This window comes from Flavobacterium covae (genome assembly GCF_001534645.1).
Taxonomy (GTDB): Bacteria; Bacteroidota; Bacteroidia; order Flavobacteriales; family Flavobacteriaceae; genus Flavobacterium; species Flavobacterium covae.
In genome coordinates this window covers 2,505,698-2,523,393 of sequence record NZ_CP013992.1, presented here as the reverse complement: position 1 = coordinate 2,523,393, position 17,696 = coordinate 2,505,698, and the positions used below count along the sequence as shown (strand labels likewise).

Genomic DNA, 17,696 nt, shown 5'->3' with positions numbered 1-17,696 from the left:
AATGAATCCAAAATTACCACTTCAGATACATTTAAAAAACCTGTGCCAAGAAAGAGAAATATTTTCAGCACAATCAATTTATGTATTGTTAGATTTATGGAAAGAGGATTATGATTTGATATGTGAAATACAAGCAAACAATAAATGTAATATTTGTGATGATGATTTACATTGGATTCATAAATTAAATTGTCCTCAAAAAATTTATGCAGAGGCATTCAAATTTAAAAGACTTTATGAAGTGCTTTTAAATACAATAGAAATAGCAAAGTGCAATAAAGACTACTTATCATTATTTGAAAGCTATATTCCACAATCTGAAAATGATATAGAATTTGATAAATGGACAAAATCTGTAATGACTCACAAGTCAAATATTGATGACTTAAGATTTCAACTTTTAAATACAGATTTTTTTATTATTGATGATAAAGGAGAATTGCAAAAAGTAAAACCAAATATAGGAAGTGATTTTGATTTTGAAATTTACATTGAAGCAAAATATTTTTCAGGTATTTTTAAACTTTCACAATTGATTAATAATTACACAAATGAAAAAACAATTTAAAAAAGTAATATGTATTCTATTCATTGCAACATTTTTAATTAGTTGTAAAAAAACAGATTCTTCAAGTAGATTTTATGAGTATGAAGATAATGAGACAAGTTATAATGAAGAAGAGTTTCCAGATGGTGAATATTGTGCAGAAATAGATTATCATAATCCTGATACTGGAACATCATCTACATACACTTTGACAGTAGAAGTAGAAAGTGGAGAATTAGTAAAAATTGAATGGAATAATGGAGGTTGGTTAGATAGTTCACATTACTCTCCACCTGATATTTCTGATGGGACAGCTTCATTTGAAGATGATAGAGGAAGAGAATTTGAAGTTAGAATATTAAGTGATGGTTCATGTAGTAATAGTTCATATGTTGGTGACAATGGAAATGAAAACTATTATGGAAGTGAAGAAGATGAGAGTAATTCTTATTTTGAAGAAGAAGAAGAAGGAAGTGAAGAATAACAAAATTAAAAATTAACCACTCTTTAAGGGTGGTTTTTTTATACCAAGAACTAAATGAAACAACTTAATTTACCTTTCAAAATAGATAAACAATATGAGAATTGGGAATTTGAATTAGATGCTTTAGAGGATAGATTAAGTGGTTATGAAAGTTATAAATATATAGGTAAACAACTTAATTATTTTCTGAACTTTATTACACATCAAACTGAACTTATATTTAATGGAGATTATTTGACAGCAGTAATTATAACAATCAAAAAAGCAGATGAAAATCAAATTGCTGTTATTAATCAATTCCTGGTACAAAATGCATCCAAGCAGATTGAAGTTGATAAATTCAGTTTCAAATTTAAAGTTTGGAGAATTATGTACTACTCAAATTATAACCCAAAAAAGAAACAGATTACTGTTATTTATGGCAAACCAAGATTTATCCAAAAACATTTACTACTTTTGCAGAGAATTTGATTTTTTCAGGTTTAAGCAGGGTTGAAAATTAGGTTTAAGGCACACTTTTAGGCATACATAAAATTGTGAAGTCTGTAAAGTATTGGTTAATAAGCAAGAAGTGTCACAGGTTCGAGTCCTGTTCCCGCTACTAAGCTTCACAGAAATGTGGAGCTTTTTTTATAGCGTTATGGAAGAATTTGTGGTTTACATATTATTCTCAGAAGTGTATGGTAAAACTTATGTTGGTTTTACTTCAAATTTGATTGAACGGTTTAATTCTCACAATTACTTGAGTAAAAAAGGTTACACAATCAGATTTAGGCCTTGGCAAGTTATCTACGTTGAATTTTTTACAACAAAATCTGAGGCTTTAAAAAGAGAGAAACTTTTGAAATCAGGAAAAGGCAGAGAGTTTATAAAAGAAATAATTTCAAAACTATAAGATCGTTGGGCTCATATCCGCCACGGCGGACACAGGTTCGAGTCCTGTTCCCGCTACTAAGCTTCACAGAAATGTGGAGCTTTTTTTATAGCGTTATGGAAGAATTTGTGGTTTACATATTATTCTCAGAAGTGTATGGTAAAACTTATGTTGGTTTTACTTCAAATTTGATTGAACGGTTTAAATCTCACAATTACTTGAGTAAAAAAGGTTATACAATCAAATTTAGGCCTTGGCAAGTTATATACGTTGATTTTTTTACAACAAAATCTGAGGCTTTAAAAAGAGAGAAACTTTTGAAATCAGGAAAAGGCAGAGAGTTTATAAAAGAAATAATTTCAAAACTATAAGATCGTCGGGCTCATATCCGCCACGGCGGACACAGGTTCGAGTCCTGTTCTTTTTACTAAGTAAGGCATTTAGAAATGAATGGCTTTTTATTATAAAAATATGAAAAGAGTAGTAGAGTATCGCAAATTGTTGGAAGTAGATAAAAATGTAACCCTAAAAGAGTTGAAAACAATTTATCGAAATGCGATGAAAGAAGTCCATCCCGATAAATTTGCAAATGATGAAGCAGGGCGTATTTTGGCGGAAGAAAAGAGTAAAGACATTATCAACGCGTATCATTTTTTAGTGAGTATTGCTAATGAAACGAGAGATAAAAATCTTCCAGAGTATCAAGAAATGATTGTCAATTCTCCTATAGTTGATTTTTATCTTGAAAAACAAGTGTTATTTGTAACGTATCATAATGGAATGACCTACGAATATATTGGAGTGCCTAAAAATGTTTATATTAAAATGATTAATGCAGATTCTCCTAATAGATTTGCCAAAAGACATATTTATGGAGAATATATTTATCGTAAATCAGGAGAAGTAGTAGTAGATTAAAAAATAAAAAAGAAGGTGTTCTAAGAAGTAGTGATTTAGCGTCTAGTTTATCACTTCTCTTTTCATAAAAGAGAGAGGGTAACTACTGTATGATTGGGTCTTAACTGTCTACTTCGTTCCAGTGTTCCTTTGTAAATATGATGTGACAAAATTACATCCTCTTAGAACACCTTCTTTAGGTTTTTATATCTTGAAAAATATTTATTCTGATAATATTTTGTTCTAGATAGCCTATTTTATTTGAAATTATTCTTTTCCCTCTACATAATTTTGAAGATATTCAAATTTAGGTGTAAGTTTTCCGTCTTGGCATACAGTGGCTCTTTCCAGTATTTTATCAGCATCATTGTTGTAAAATGAAGGGATTACGTGTTCTAAGAATGTTTTTCCAAATCCTTCGCTTGCATCTTTAGGAAGTTCACAAGGGAGATTGTCAACAGCCATTACAACTATGGCTCTTGGATCTTCATAATGAATTTCACGATGTTCACCTGGTAGATAACCATAAATAGGCTCTGCAATTGTTGATGCTCTAAGTGTACATGCCACAGGGCCTTCTACATCACAAGATATATCTGCAACTACCTTTATTTTGTTATCAGATGCGGCTAGCATTTCTTTTGTAAGGATATAAGGAGCGTTATTCCCGTAAAAATGCCCCGCCATAAAAACATCCGCTACTTTAGTAAAACGCTCAAAGTTAGAAGTGTACTCCTCTGGATGTGTATAAAAGTCTTTTTTATCAAACGGTTTTCCGTCTTTTCGAATATTGTAGTCCTCTAAATCTATATGAGTATACACAGGACGATCGTATGATTTGCTTAAAAAATCTTCGATACTAACTTTTTTCATTTTCATAGCATCTAACATTTCTTTAGCTCCCAGACCTACTTTTCCATGTCCTGTTAGTACTATTTTAATTGGAGGGAGTGTGATTCTTTTTAGTCTATCTATTAGATCCTGTTGGTCTTTTAGTATTTCTGCTTTTGCAATATTATACAAATCATATTTTAATCCAAATGCTCTAATACCGTTATAAGCTCCCACTATACCAGCATAGCGTCCAAAGCCTATCAATCGTTTGTTATTTGTGTCTACTATAGTCTCATGGTCTATTAATCGAATGTTTTTTTCTAAACAAGCTGCTAATAATTTACGGTTATAAGGTTGTTTCTTTATAGTGTGCGAAAAAAAGAAGTAAGTCTTGTTAGGAATTAGGGCATCAACAGGTACTTCTTTTACTCCTATTAGAATATCACAATCAGTTAAGTCTGTATCTACTGAAATGCCTAAATTACTATACTCCTCATCTTTGAAGATTCGAATATTAGAAGTTTCAACTTCAAAATTAGCTTCTGGAAAAATTTCTTTTACTTTCAGTAATTCTTCTGGTGAAAAAACAACGCGTCTATCAGGTGGGTTTTTTCTCTCTTTAATAATACCAAATTTCATCTGTTTTAGTAGTTTAAAAGTATGGATTTATAACTTAAGAGTTTAAGTTTGTTGCAAATATAACATTTAAAAGATATTATACAATTTTAAAAAAGAGTTGTTTGTATGAAAAGTATAGAGGTTTCGTTATATTTGCCGCCCACTTTGAAGAAGATTAATAGAAGAGAATTAAGATGAGCGATGAATTTTAAAAAGGGAGTTGTTTTTTAAAAAAAGTTATGAGATTAGTTAGAGTTTTGATATATGGTATAGTGATTTCGTTTTTTTTCTTTGCTTGTACTGATAAAAAAAAGAAAACAAAAATCAAAGATGAATATAAAATAGGGAAAATTTATACTATGAAGCCTTATCAAGGGGTTTTTTCTATTGTTGGTTCAAAAGAAATTAAAATGGTACAAGATAGTATGGACTATCTGTACAATAAAGAATTTTTTAGTAATGATTTTTCAGGAGGTATATTAGTAGCTAAAAACGGAAAAATTTTATATGAAAAATATAGTGGTATGAGTAATTTTGAAAAAAAACTTCCCATAACCGTTGATACCCCTCTTCATATAGCATCAGTAAGTAAAGTTTTAACAGCTACAGCAGTATTATTATTGATTGATTCTAATATGTTAAAACTCAATGAAAAAGTAAATACTATTTTAGATGGTTTTCCATACGAAGATATAACAGTTCGAATGCTGTTAAACCACAGAAGTGGTTTGAGAAATTATAGTTACTTCATAGAAGATAAAGGGGTCTGGGAAAGAGGAAAAACATTGCATAACAGTGATTTAATATCCGTTATTAAGAACGGAAATATAGGTTTGGAGTTTAAACCAAATGCTCGGTTTAGTTACTGTAACACCAATTACGCATTACTTGCATTGATTATAGAAAAGGTATCTAAAATGGATTATCGCACAGCTATGAATAAAATGATTTTTGAGCCATTAGGAATGAAAAATACCTATGTTTTTGATTTAAATAAAGATGCTGACACAGCTAGTTGTTCCTATAAAGGGAATTATATAAAATACCCTTTAAACCATTTAGATGATATTTATGGTGATAAAAATATATACTCAACACCTCGTGATTTATTAAAGTTTGATATAGCAACATATAACTCTGATTTTTTAAACAAAAAACTACTGGCAGAGGTCTATAAAGGATATAGTTATGAAGCCAGAGGAATTAGAAATTATGGACTAGGAATTAGACTCTTAGAATGGAAAGATGGTAAACAAATGTTTTATCATAATGGATGGTGGCATGGAAACACTTCTGCTTATATCACATTAAAAAAAGAAAAAGTAACCCTGATTGCTTTGTCTAATAAGTATACACGTAAGGCTTATTATATGAAGTTGGCAACGGGACTATTTGGTGATTATCCTTTCCATATACACAAAAAAGGAGATGAGTTAATAGAATAATTTATTTTAAAATCAACTTTGTATTTTCTAAAATGTTCTTACCTTTGCAGGACTAATTGGGGTCGACTGGTTTTGACAGCGAGTGGAATTGATTAGTAAGCATGTCGAGCCAAGTATGGTAGGCTCGTAAATATCTGCTATACGAACATTACACGGCGAAAATAATTACGCTTTAGCTGCTTAATCCGAATTATAGTACGATTTGCCTAGTTCCTACAAGGTAGGAAAGCTAGATTCTTCTCAAAAGCCTTGGTTTGTGGCGGTTGGAAAAGAAGAACCGTAAAAATAAACCTAGAAAAGGTAAAGCTTTAAACCCTTTTTGACACGAATAAAGCTAAGCTAAGAGTGGTCGTTTTCAACCTTGCTTTTAGTCGAAAATTTAAGTGAAAACTAAACATGTAGAAAGCTCTTTGATTGCTTGTTTGGACCCGAGTTCGATTCTCGGCGACTCCACGAAAAGCCTTGTTTTTCAAGGCTTTTTTTTTGAACTTATGCTGATAATTTAATTTTATGTATTTTAAAAAAAAACAAAAGTGTTTTTAAAAATAATAGATAAAATATATAATTAGCATTTAAAAATTACATCTTATTTGCAGCTTCTCTACAGTACTCTTTTACTTTTTGAACATGATCAGTGTTTATATAATGTTTTTCCTGTTTGTCGTTTAGTATTTGGGATACTGTGTTATAGCTTAATCTTAAAATTTTGACCGTTTTAACTTTTAACATACCTAGGTCAAAAAATAAAATTCGTCTTAAAGATTCATTTTTTGAGAGGCTTTTTTATTTGCTTTATAAAAGTGGTTCGTCTATTTTTTAAATGATTTGTTCTTCTCTTAAATTTAGATTTAAAATTTCAACTGATTCTTTTGAAATAGTAATATTTGCAATAGTGTGTTGGTTTTATTAAAAAACGAGTATTTTATAATTAGAAATGAGGGACTCTTTTTAAATATGTCTAATACCTATATATAAAGGCATTAATGTTCATTCCAGCACCTACCGATGCAAAAATGATTACGTCTCCTTTATTAATTTGTTGATTTTTGATTTTTCCTTTAATAATTAAGTCGAATAATGTAGGAACAGTTGCTACACTAGAATTGCCTAATTTGTGAATGCTCATAGGCATAATGTCTGCTGGGGGAGTTTGTTTGTATAATTTATAAAAGCGATGAATGATAGCTTCATCCATTTTTTCATTAGCTTGATGAATTAACACTTTTTTTACTTCGTTAATATTTATACCGCTTTTGTCTAAACATTCCTTCATGGCTTTTGGAACATTGTTTAAGGCAAATTCATAAATTTTTCGCCCGTACATTTTAATGTAACGAACATTAGGATCGTGGTCTTTATTAAAAGAATTCCCAAAAAATAAATAATATGCTTGATCGTAAGTAAAGCTTGCTGATTCATGTGCTAGAATGCCGCCTTTATCTTTTGATGATTCAATAATGGTAGCGCCAGCACCATCAGAATAAATCATGCTGTCACGATCATGTAAATCAACAACTCGTGATAAGGTTTCGGCTCCAATTACCAAACATTTTTTTGCCATTCCAGCCTGAATAAAAGCTTTTGCTTGAATGACACCTTCTATCCAGCCAGGACAGCCAAAAAGCATATCGTAAGCCACACATTTAGGATTTTTAATGCGTAAATTATGTTTTACACGAGTTGCTAAACTTGGTAAAATGTCCGTTTGTATAGCTGCATGTTTTACGTTTCCAAAATTATGCGCAAAAATAATATAATCTAGTGTTTCTGGATCTATAGCTGCATCTTCTATTGCTTGTCTAGCCGCTATGGTGCCAATGTCGGAAGTTAATAAATCATTTGTAACGTATCTACGTTCTTCAATTCCAGTAATATCGTGAAATTTTTCTGTAATAGTCTCATTGGGTAGAGGAAAAGGTGTACCATCGTCATTTAAAAAAACATGCTTGGCAAAATCTAAATTGCTTATAATTTCAGTAGGGATATAGCTTCCTGAACCAGTTATCTTAATACTCATTTTGTATTGGGTTTTGAAAACTACTAATTTAGTTAAACAAATCTTTGGATTAGCTATAAATTGAATTTAAAGTTTTTTTTGTGGAATATCTAAAAAAAACTAATTTAAAACTAATATAATTTTTTTTACTGAGCTGATTTGTGATAATGATTAGAGAATGTTTAGTAAAATAAAAAGAAAATTAAGAAATAGATAAAAGTAATAATGCTAATTTGTTGTAAAAGTAGGGATAGAATGAGGAGAATATTGTTTTAAAAAGTTGTTTTTTATATCATTGTTGATTTTTGACTTATACCATTTAAACTTTGAAATTTCCTCATAATGCTATTTTTTTAACCTTGAGACTGTCCAAAAAGTTCGCAATCTTGTTATTTCTACCAAAGGGAGAAATTACATAATGTAGATTATGATACTCCTCCTTACGTCAGAGTGATAAACTACATGTTGATTTAGGCACTATCCTACAAAAGCAATAAAAATTAGTATTGGTTCTCAATGCGCTTCGCGATCGAACTAACGATGGTTTTCAATTAGATACTCAATCGTTTGTTCGAGTTGTTTTAAAATGGAAAAAACATATCGAGAATTTTACTTTTTAATCCAGTATATTTTAAGTTTAAATGGTATTATTTCTTGTACCTTTTAAAACGATAGATTCTTTTGTTGTAGTATTTTATTTATAATAGAATAACTCTTCTTTTTTTGTTGAATTTTAGAAGATTTAATAGTAAAATAGTCTTGTTAAAAATGATAAAGTTGAACTTTGCATAATCGTAAATTATGTGTTAAACTTTGTGATAAAGATAAAAAAAGGTAAGTAGGCAAAAATACACAGTAATTTTTCAACCTGGTTATAGATTTGTTATGATTGAGTAAAAAAGAGAGTGTTTATTAAGTTTAAAGTTGTTTTTATTTGTAATAAATTTCTAATGTGTAATCTGGGTTTAATTATGAATATTTACGGATGGTGAGGTTATTTAAAGAGTCTTTGTTAGTTTGATAATAAAAAGAGAGGCTGTCCGAAAAGGTTGTAATCTTGCCATTTCGATCAAAGGGAGGTTTCGAACGGACTGAACTGAACGATCAAAAAATCATATAACCTTGATAATTTGGTTTCTCCTATTGTCAAAGTGAGAAACTAGACGTTGAGTTTTGACTTTTCGGACACCCTCTTTAAAATTATAATGCGAAATAATAAAAAGGTTTTTATATTAGCTTTCTATATACGCTTCAATAGGTGCACATGAACAAACTAAATTTCTGTCTCCATAAGCATCATCTACACGACGCACTGTAGGCCAGAATTTGTTTTCGGTAATATACTCTAATGGGAATGCTGCTTTTTCTCTTGAATAAGGTAAATCCCAAGTATCAGCTGTTAACATACTTAAGGTATGCGGTGCATTTTTTAAAGGATTGTTAGGATTGTCAATAGTTGCCTCAGCAATTTCTTTTCTGATGGAAATCATGGCTTCACAAAAACGATCTAATTCTGCTAAATCTTCCGATTCAGTAGGTTCTACCATTAAGGTTCCAGCTACAGGGAAAGACACTGTAGGAGCGTGGAAACCATAATCCATCAAGCGTTTGGCTATATCACCTACTTCAATCCCGTTTTGTTTGAATTCACGACAATCTAAAATCATTTCGTGAGCTGCACGTCCCATTTCGCCTGAATATAAAACAGGGTAATGTTCTTCTAAACGCGCTTTCATATAGTTTGCGTTTAGAATAGCGTGTTCTGTAGAAGCTTTTAAACCTTCAGCCCCTAACATAGAAATGTAGCCATAAGATATTAAACATACCAAAGCGGATCCAAAAGGAGCTGCAGAAATAGCAGAAATAGCATCTTTACCACCAGTTGCTATCACAGGATTGGTAGGTAAGAAGTTAACTAGTTTTTCGTTTACACAAATTGGTCCAACACCTGGTCCACCGCCACCATGTGGGATAGCAAATGTTTTGTGTAGGTTTAAGTGACAAACATCAGCACCAATGGTAGCTGGATTTGTTAAACCTACTTGTGCATTCATGTTAGCACCGTCCATATAAACTAAACCACCATTTTCGTGAATTAGGTTTGTAATTTCAATAATGGTAGATTCATAAACTCCATGCGTAGAAGGGTAAGTTACCATTAAACAAGATAAATTATCTTTGTGTTCAATAGCTCTTGCTTTTAAATCTTCAACATCTATATTTCCTTCAGGAGTTGTTTTAGTAACGATAATTTTCATTCCTGCCATAGCCGCTGAAGCTGGATTTGTTCCATGAGCAGAAGAAGGAATAAGACAGACATTACGATGTCCTTCATTACGTGAAATATGATAAGCACGAATAGCCATTAAACCAGCGTATTCACCTTGAGCACCTGAGTTTGGTTGTAATGAAGTACCTTTAAAGCCAGTTACTGTATTTAATTGTTCTTCTAGTTTTTTCAACATCGTTAGATAACCTTGCACTTGATTAGCTGGAGCAAAAGGGTGAATGTTATTCCAATTTGGTAATGAAAGAGGAAGCATTTCAGCGGCAGCATTTAATTTCATAGTACAAGAACCTAATGAAATCATAGAATGATTTAATGATAAATCTTTGCGTTCTAGTTTTTTAATATAACGCATCAGTTGACTTTCAGAATGATGATTGTTAAATACATCATGTTGTAAGAAAGTAGAGGTTCTAATTAAGTTGGAAGGAATATGATTTTCTGTTGCTAGTTCTGAAACATGAATTGCTGATTTTCCAGTTGCTTCGGCAAAGATGGAAAGAATGGTGTTAATATCTGCAATTGAAGTGGTTTCATTAAAAGAAATGGCAACACAGTTTTCATTTGGATAAAAGAAGTTGAATTCATTCTTTTCAGCAATTTCTTTTACTTTAAGGCTATCTGCTTTTACTAAAAGTGTATCAAAGAAAGAAGAATTTACTTGATTAATTCCTAAAGAGGCTAATGCTTTTGAAGTAGTTACTGCGGAAGCATGTATTTTATTGGCAATATACTGTAATCCTTTTGGACCATGATAAACAGCGTACATACCAGCCATAACGGCTAATAATACTTGTGCTGTACAAATATTAGAAGTGGCTTTTTCACGTTTAATATGTTGTTCGCGAGTACCTAATGCCATACGTAAGGCACGGTTTCCGTTTGCATCTATAGAAACGCCAATAATTCGACCTGGCATCGAGCGTTTGTACTCTTCTTTAGTGGCAAAATAGCCCGCATGAGGACCTCCAAAACCCATTGGGATCCCAAAACGTTGTGTGGTCCCTACTACAACTGCTGCTCCTAGTTCGCCAGGAGGGGTTAATTTTGCTAAAGATAAAATATCAGCCGCTACCGCTACCTTAATATCATTTTCAGCCGCATTTGTTATAAATTGGCTATAGTCATATACTTGACCATATTTTCCAGGGTATTGTAATATAGCTCCAAAAATATCAGTCGAAAAATCAAACGTTTCATGGTTGCCAATTACCAACTCAATGTTTAATGGAGTTGCACGGGTTTCTAAAATAGATAGCGTTTGTGGTAATATTTCTTCTGAAACGAAAAATTTGTTTACATTGTTTTTCTTTTGATCTCGTGTTCTAACATCAAAAAGAAGTGTCATTGCTTCAGCCGCAGCAGTTCCTTCGTCTAATAAAGAGGCATTTGCAATTTCCATACCAGTTAACTCTATGATAGTAGTTTGGAAATTTAATAAGGCCTCTAAACGACCTTGAGCAATTTCAGCTTGATAAGGAGTATAAGCTGTATACCATCCTGGGTTTTCAAAAATATTTCTTTGGATAACAGGAGGAACAATTGCAGGATGATATCCCATTCCAAGATATGATTTAAAAACTTTGTTTTTGCCGCCTAACTGTGTGATATGAGCTAAGTACTCATATTCAGTCATAGGATCGTCTAATGTAATGTTCTCCTTTAAACGAATTCCATCTGGAAACGTTTCGTATAGTAATTGGTCAATGTTTTCTACACCAATTGTTTTAAACATGTGTTGAAGGTCTTCTTCTCTTGGACCAATGTGTCTTAAAGCAAATGAATCTGTTCTCATTCAATCAAAAAATAATGTGTTGTTTTGAGTGCATCAAAATTACTACTATTTAACTGATATTTGTAGCTGTTTAACGAAATTAATTTTTATGTGATATTTCTATGTATTAAAAACTGTACATTTACGTTAATTATTCAAGTAAACAAAATTTTAAAAACATGAAATTATCTAGGCTTTTTGCGTTGTTTTGTGCAATTTTATTCCAATTTTCTTGCTCCAAAAAAACATCTGATTTTGATTCTAATTTTGGATTGTTTAAAGGGTATATCTCGGCTTTTACTTCTGGATTTGTTTCAGTTAAATCGGATATTCGGGTTCAATTAGATTTTAATAATCCCACTTGGAAAGTAAATCAAGAGTTAGATTCTGATTTATTTGATATAACCCCTAGTGTAAGTGGAAAAGTTGTGGCACTTTCTTCTAATACAGTAGCCTTTGTTCCGAAAGATAAATTAGATCAAAACACGTTATATCAAGTGACTTTAAACCTTGGGAAAATAAAATCAGTTCCAAAAGAATTAGAAGAGTTTAAATTTTCTTTAAAAACAATCAAACAAGATTTTGTTGTCAAAACAGATGAATTGCAATCATCAGATAAAGAAACCTACTATTTAGTAGGTACAGTAAAAACTGCTGATGTGGCTGATTTTGACGACGTAGAAGATTTGTTAGAATGCTCACAAGAGGGAGATGATTTAGCTATTACTTTTGATAAAGAGGAAAGTACCAATACTGAATTTAAGTATCGCGTAGAAGGAATTAAACGTTTTGATGAAGCCAGTGAAATAGTACTTGAATGGGATGGTGATGAAATTGATGCAGAAAACGAAGGGAAATCTAAATTAGCAATACCTGCAAAAAATGATTTTAAAGTAATGAGTGTTGAGGTAGGAGATGAAAACAATCAGTCATTACTAATTAATTTTTCAGATCCCTTAAAAAAAGACCAAGATTTTAATGGTTTAGTAAATATTCAAAATACAAATGGAGTCAAATATGCTACTACGGGCAATGTTTTGAAAGTATTTTTTAATAACTATAAACCCGAAAAAGAAGAAGTTATCATAGCAGAACCTGTTCAGGTAACAACAGTTGCAGATGTGGATACCACAGCTACTGCTGTAGACTCAGCAGCAACAGTTGTTGAAGAAGAAGTCCTAGATTCAGTAGAAACCGCTTCTGTATCAGATGAAAGTCAAGAATCTTATGTTGAAGAAGAAACGGAGCAAGAAACGGAAGAAATTCAAACAACGGAACTAAATGGATCTAAATTAGTAGAGATTTTTCAAGGGATTAAAAATATTTATGGTGATGAACTAAAAGAAAATTACTCAAAAACAATTGATTTTGAATCTATAAAACCAGCTGTTAGACCAATTAAAAACGGAACTATTTTACCAAGTTCTAACCATTTACAAATAAATTTTGAAGCGGCTAATTTGAAAAAAGTAAATGTGAAAATATATAAAATATATGAAAATAATATTTTACAATTTTTACAAGATAATGAGTTGAACGGTAATAGAAACCTTAAAAAAGTAAGTCAACCAGTTGCCAAAACAACCCTTGAATTAAAACAAAATGAGCTTTTAGATTATAGCAAATGGAATACTTATGCTCTTGATTTATCAAAAATTATAGAATCAGATCCCGGTTCTATTTATAGAGTAGAGTTTTCATTTAAAAAAAGTGACGCATTATATAAATGTTCAGGCGATAATGAAGAAATCGTAGAGGAAGAGGAAATAGAAGAAGATGATGTAAACTATAGTGGGGAAGATTATGATTACTATTATGAGGAAGACTACGAATGGTTACAAAGTCAAGATCCGTGTACGGATTATTATTATAACAACACAAAGGTATCAACAAATGTTCTAGCTACTGATTTAGGAATTATAGCTAAGAGGGGGAATAATAAAAGTATAACGATTGCAGTAAGTGATATTGTATCAACTGACCCCGTAAGTGGTGCAACAGTAGATTTATACACTTATCAACAACAAAAATTAGCCACTTCAACTACTGATGGTGATGGAATCGCTAAATTTGACTTAAAGAAATTTGCTTATTTTGCTATAGTAAAACAAGGTAAAAACACAACTTATGTTAAATTAGATGATGAACTGTCTTTATCATTGAGTAATTTTGATGTAGCAGGAGAATCTCTACAAAAAGGATTAAAAGGATATATTTATGGAGAAAGAGGCGTTTGGCGTCCTGGTGATTCGATTCATTTATCATTTATTCTAAATGATAATGCCAATAAAATTCCTGTAAACCATCCGATCAAATTTAGATTGAATGACCCAATGGGAAAAACCATTTATCAGTATATTCATAAAACAAATGAAGAAAACCATTATCGTTTTGATTTAGTAACGAATACTTCAGTTCCAACAGGTAATTGGGAAGCAATGATAAGTGTAGGAGGAGCTAATTTTTATAAGAGTATAAAAATTGAAACGATTAAGCCTAATAGGCTAAAAATTAAAAACAGTTTTAATAAAGATATACTTTCTGCTTCAAAAAATAACAACAATACCGTTAAAGTTACTTGGATGCACGGAGCTGTTGCTAAAGATCTAAAAACAGAAGTACAAGCAAAGTTTACACAACAAGTTACCTCTTTTAAAGGATATGATAAATTTGTATTTGATGATCCTACAAGATCTTTTTCAACAGAAGAAATAAATGTATATTCAGGAAAAATTAACCAACAAGGTTTAACCCGTTTTTCTATAGATCCAACTTTACATGGACAAGCGCCTGGAATGTTGAATGCTGCGTTTATTACCAAAGTGTATGAAAATGGAGGCGATGTAAGCACTGATGTAAGTATGGTGAAATATTCGCCATACCCAACCTATGTAGGAATTAAAACACCAGAGCCTAACAAATACGGATTGTTAGAAACAGGAAAAAATAATCGTTACGAGTTTGTAACACTTAACGAAAATGGAAAACCCAAACCTGTTAAAGGATTACAAGTAAGGATTTATAAAATAGATTCTAGATGGTGGTGGGACGAATCTTCCGATAAGTTATCAAATTACAGTACCAGTACCTCAACAACCGCTTATAAAACGTATGTAATTAATACCAATTCATCAGGGCGTGGAGAAATAGCATTCTCTGTTCCCGAAAATGATTGGGGACGTTATTTAATCAGAGCTATTGATCCGAATGATGGTCATGCAACAGGAAATACGGTGTTTTTAGATTACCCTTATTGGTCTGAACGTTCTAAAAATACAGATGGAAAAGAAGCGGCTATGTTGCGTTTTTCTACAGACAAAAAAGAATACCATGTAGGCGAAACAGCTAAAATATTTTTCCCATCAAGTGAAGGGGGACGTGCTTTGATTTCTATTGAAAATGGATCAAGAGTAGTAAAAACTTTTTGGCAAAAAACATCCGACGGAGAAACGCAAGTAGATTTAGATATTACGCCAGATATGGCTCCTAATGTATATATTAATATTACTATGTTACGTCCGCACGCATCTGCCAAAAACGATGCTCCTATTCGTATGTATGGTCTGGTTCCGATTAGTGTAATAGATAAAGAAACTATTTTAAAACCTAAAATAGAAATGCCCGATGTAGTGCGACCTGAAAAAACAGTAGATGTAAAAGTAAGTGAAGAAAACGGTAAGCCAATGACCTATACAATTGCAGTTGTTGATGAAGGACTATTAGATCTAACCCGATTTAAAACCCCGAACGCTTGGGATAGTTTTTATGCTCGCGAGGCATTAGGTGTTCGTACCTGGGATATTTATGATAATGTAATTGGAGCGTATGGAGGACGAGTAAATCAAATATTTAGTATAGGAGGTGATGCCGAAAGAGGAGGGGCTAATGCTAAAAAAGCAAATCGTTTTAAACCTGTAGTCATGTACTTTGGGCCATTTAAATTAAATGGAGGCACTAAAACGCATACAATCAAATTACCAAAATATATTGGTTCAGTCAAAACAATGGTAGTAGCGGCTAATGCTGAAAAAGGAGCGTATGGTATGGCAGAAAAAAGTACCGCGGTAAAAAGCCCATTAATGGTATTAGCTTCCTTGCCTAGAAAAATTTCACCTTCTGAAAAAGTAACCTTGCCAGTTACGCTCTTTGCTACTGAAAACCATATAAAAAATGTAACAGTTCAAGTAAAAACAAACAATGCAGTTAAGTTAATCAGCCCAGCTATACAAAAAATATATTTTGCAAATCCAGATGAAAAAATGGCTTATTTTGACGTAAGTGTAGGCAATACAACTGGTATAGGAAAACTTCAAGTAATAGCAACCTCAGGGAACGAAAAATCAATATATGAAGTAGAAATAGATGTAATAAATCCTAATCCAGTTACAACTCTTACAACGGATGCTTTATTAGCCGGAAATGCTAAAAAAACAATGACATGGAAAGCCTTTGGTGTTACAGGCAGCAATCATGCAATGGTAGAAATAGCATCAATTCCTACTATTGATTTTGGAAGGCGTTTAGATTATCTTATTCAATATCCTCATGGTTGTGTAGAACAAACCACTTCTTCTGTATTTCCACAATTATATTTAACCGATGTAATAGATGTAGATTCCGATAAAAAGAGTCAAATACAACGTAATGTTACAGCAGGGATCGAACGATTAACTAGTTTTCAATTATCAACAGGAGGAATGGCTTATTGGCAAGGAAATACCACTCCAGATGATTGGGGAACGAGTTATGCGGGTCATTTTATGTTAGAAGCTGAGAAAAAAGGATACCATTTACCATTAAATTTTAAATCTAAATGGATTGGCTATCAACAAAAAATAGCTAAAAATTGGCGAATGGAATTAGATTATAACACGGATTTAAATCAAGCATACCGTTTGTATACTTTAGCTTTAGCAGGAGTTCCAGATTTAGCATCAATGAACCGTTTAAGAGAAACAAAAGGAATTACAAATGAAACAAAACTTCGTTTGGCAGCAACTTACGCTCTAGTAGAACAAAGCAGTGCCGCAAATGCCTTATTGTTAAAATCAAATATTAATGATACTGCAAGTCAATATTATTATAGCTATGGTTCAGAGGACAGAAATAGGGCGATGACTTTAGAAAGTTTAGTATTGTTAGGACAAAAGCAAAAGGCTTTTACAATGGCAGTCAAATTAGCTAAAAATTTATCATCAGATCAATGGATGAGTACACAAACTACAGCTTACTCATTGTATGCAATGGCAAAATTTGCTAAGTATAACGGTGGAAAAGGAATTAGCATTGAGTTGACAAATGGAGGTAAATCAGTATCTATAAATACTTCAAAAGCCATTATACAAAGGACTCTTGTTCGTGGAATGCTAGATATTAAAAACAATAAAAACAATACTTTGTTTGTTAGAATTATTAATAGCGGAATTTTACCAGTAGGAAAAGAACAACCTACTTCTAACAATGTTTCTGCTTCAGTAGTGTTTAAAGATAAAAAAGGAAAAATAGTTACGATTTCTAAAATAGCTCAAGGAACAGAATTAATAGCTGAAATAATATTAAAAAATCAAAAGAATGAAATGGTTCCTAATATAGCATTAACACAAATAGTACCTTCAGGGTTTGAAATTGTGAATACTCGTTATACTGATTTCGGTAATGCAACAGAAAATACGGCAGATTATATTGATATGCGAGACGATAGAGCCAATTATTATTTTAGTCTAAAATCAGGAGAAACCAGAGTATTTAAAATGCTTATTAATGCGTCTTATTTAGGAAACTATTATCTGCCAGGAGCACAGTGTGAAGCCATGTACGACCACAGTTTTATGGCTCGTACCAAAGGACAATGGGTTCAAATTGTTAAGTAAAAATTGAATTTAGCACAGTAACACAAAGTCTCACAAAGCTTCGTGAAACTTTGTGTAACTCTGTGAAACA

Annotated in this window: 11 protein-coding genes and 1 other RNA gene; 9 read left to right on the top strand and 3 right to left on the bottom strand. The window is 31.9% G+C overall.

The features are described from left to right. Position 1: 1 nt before the first annotated feature. The 6 genes from AWN65_RS11160 to AWN65_RS11135 all read left to right on the top strand — a co-directional run bounded on the left by AWN65_RS11160 (position 2) and on the right by AWN65_RS11135 (position 2,823). A complete protein-coding gene (locus AWN65_RS11160; protein ID WP_060383229.1) occupies positions 2–568 on the top strand; it encodes a hypothetical protein in 567 nt (188 codons plus the stop codon). Then, complete coding sequence (locus AWN65_RS11155; RefSeq protein WP_060383228.1) at positions 552–1,031, top strand: hypothetical protein; 480 nt, start codon at positions 552–554, stop codon at positions 1,029–1,031. The genes AWN65_RS11160 and AWN65_RS11155 overlap by 17 nt, the downstream gene beginning before the upstream one ends. A gap of 54 nt (positions 1,032–1,085) precedes the next feature. After that, positions 1,086–1,502, top strand: a complete 417-nt coding sequence (locus AWN65_RS11150) for a hypothetical protein (RefSeq protein ID WP_060383227.1) — start codon at positions 1,086–1,088, stop codon at positions 1,500–1,502. A gap of 169 nt (positions 1,503–1,671) precedes the next feature. Continuing rightward, positions 1,672–1,926 carry a GIY-YIG nuclease family protein gene (locus tag AWN65_RS11145; protein WP_060383226.1) on the top strand — a complete coding sequence of 85 codons (255 nt, stop codon included), beginning with the start codon at positions 1,672–1,674 and terminating at the stop codon, positions 1,924–1,926. 95 nt (positions 1,927–2,021) lie between these two features. Next, the gene (locus AWN65_RS11140; protein WP_060383225.1) at positions 2,022–2,276 is read left to right on the top strand and encodes a GIY-YIG nuclease family protein; all 255 of its coding nucleotides are present in this window, start codon (positions 2,022–2,024) and stop codon (positions 2,274–2,276) included. Positions 2,277–2,376: 100 nt separating this feature from the next. Continuing rightward, positions 2,377–2,823 carry a KTSC domain-containing protein gene (locus AWN65_RS11135; RefSeq protein WP_060383889.1) on the top strand — a complete coding sequence of 149 codons (447 nt, stop codon included), beginning with the start codon at positions 2,377–2,379 and terminating at the stop codon, positions 2,821–2,823. A gap of 246 nt (positions 2,824–3,069) precedes the next feature. Here AWN65_RS11135 and AWN65_RS11130 read toward each other — a convergent pair whose 3' ends face one another. Then, on the bottom strand, positions 3,070–4,275 hold the full coding sequence (locus AWN65_RS11130) for an NAD(P)-dependent oxidoreductase (protein WP_060383224.1): 1,206 nt from the start codon (positions 4,273–4,275) through the stop codon (positions 3,070–3,072). A 218-nt stretch (positions 4,276–4,493) separates the two neighbouring features. Here AWN65_RS11130 and AWN65_RS11125 point away from each other — a divergent pair, with 218 nt between their 5' ends. Beyond that, the gene (locus AWN65_RS11125) at positions 4,494–5,699 is read left to right on the top strand and encodes a serine hydrolase domain-containing protein (protein ID WP_060383223.1); all 1,206 of its coding nucleotides are present in this window, start codon (positions 4,494–4,496) and stop codon (positions 5,697–5,699) included. A gap of 58 nt (positions 5,700–5,757) precedes the next feature. Next, positions 5,758–6,155: a transfer-messenger RNA gene (gene ssrA / locus AWN65_RS11120) on the top strand. A gap of 502 nt (positions 6,156–6,657) precedes the next feature. Here ssrA and AWN65_RS11115 read toward each other — a convergent pair. Together AWN65_RS11115 and gcvP are read right to left on the bottom strand one after the other, a co-directional pair. Next, entirely contained in the window at positions 6,658–7,716 is a 1,059-nt protein-coding gene (locus tag AWN65_RS11115; RefSeq protein ID WP_060383222.1) for a 3-oxoacyl-ACP synthase III family protein, read from the bottom strand. Between the two features lie 1,211 nt (positions 7,717–8,927). Beyond that, positions 8,928–11,777: an aminomethyl-transferring glycine dehydrogenase gene (gcvP, locus tag AWN65_RS11110; protein ID WP_060383221.1), complete on the bottom strand. Its 2,850-nt coding sequence runs from the start codon at positions 11,775–11,777 to the stop codon at positions 8,928–8,930. 158 nt (positions 11,778–11,935) lie between these two features. Here gcvP and AWN65_RS11105 point away from each other — a divergent pair, with 158 nt between their 5' ends. Then, a complete protein-coding gene (locus tag AWN65_RS11105) occupies positions 11,936–17,626 on the top strand; it encodes an alpha-2-macroglobulin family protein (RefSeq protein WP_060383220.1) in 5,691 nt (1,896 codons plus the stop codon). Positions 17,627–17,696: the final 70 nt, after the last annotated feature.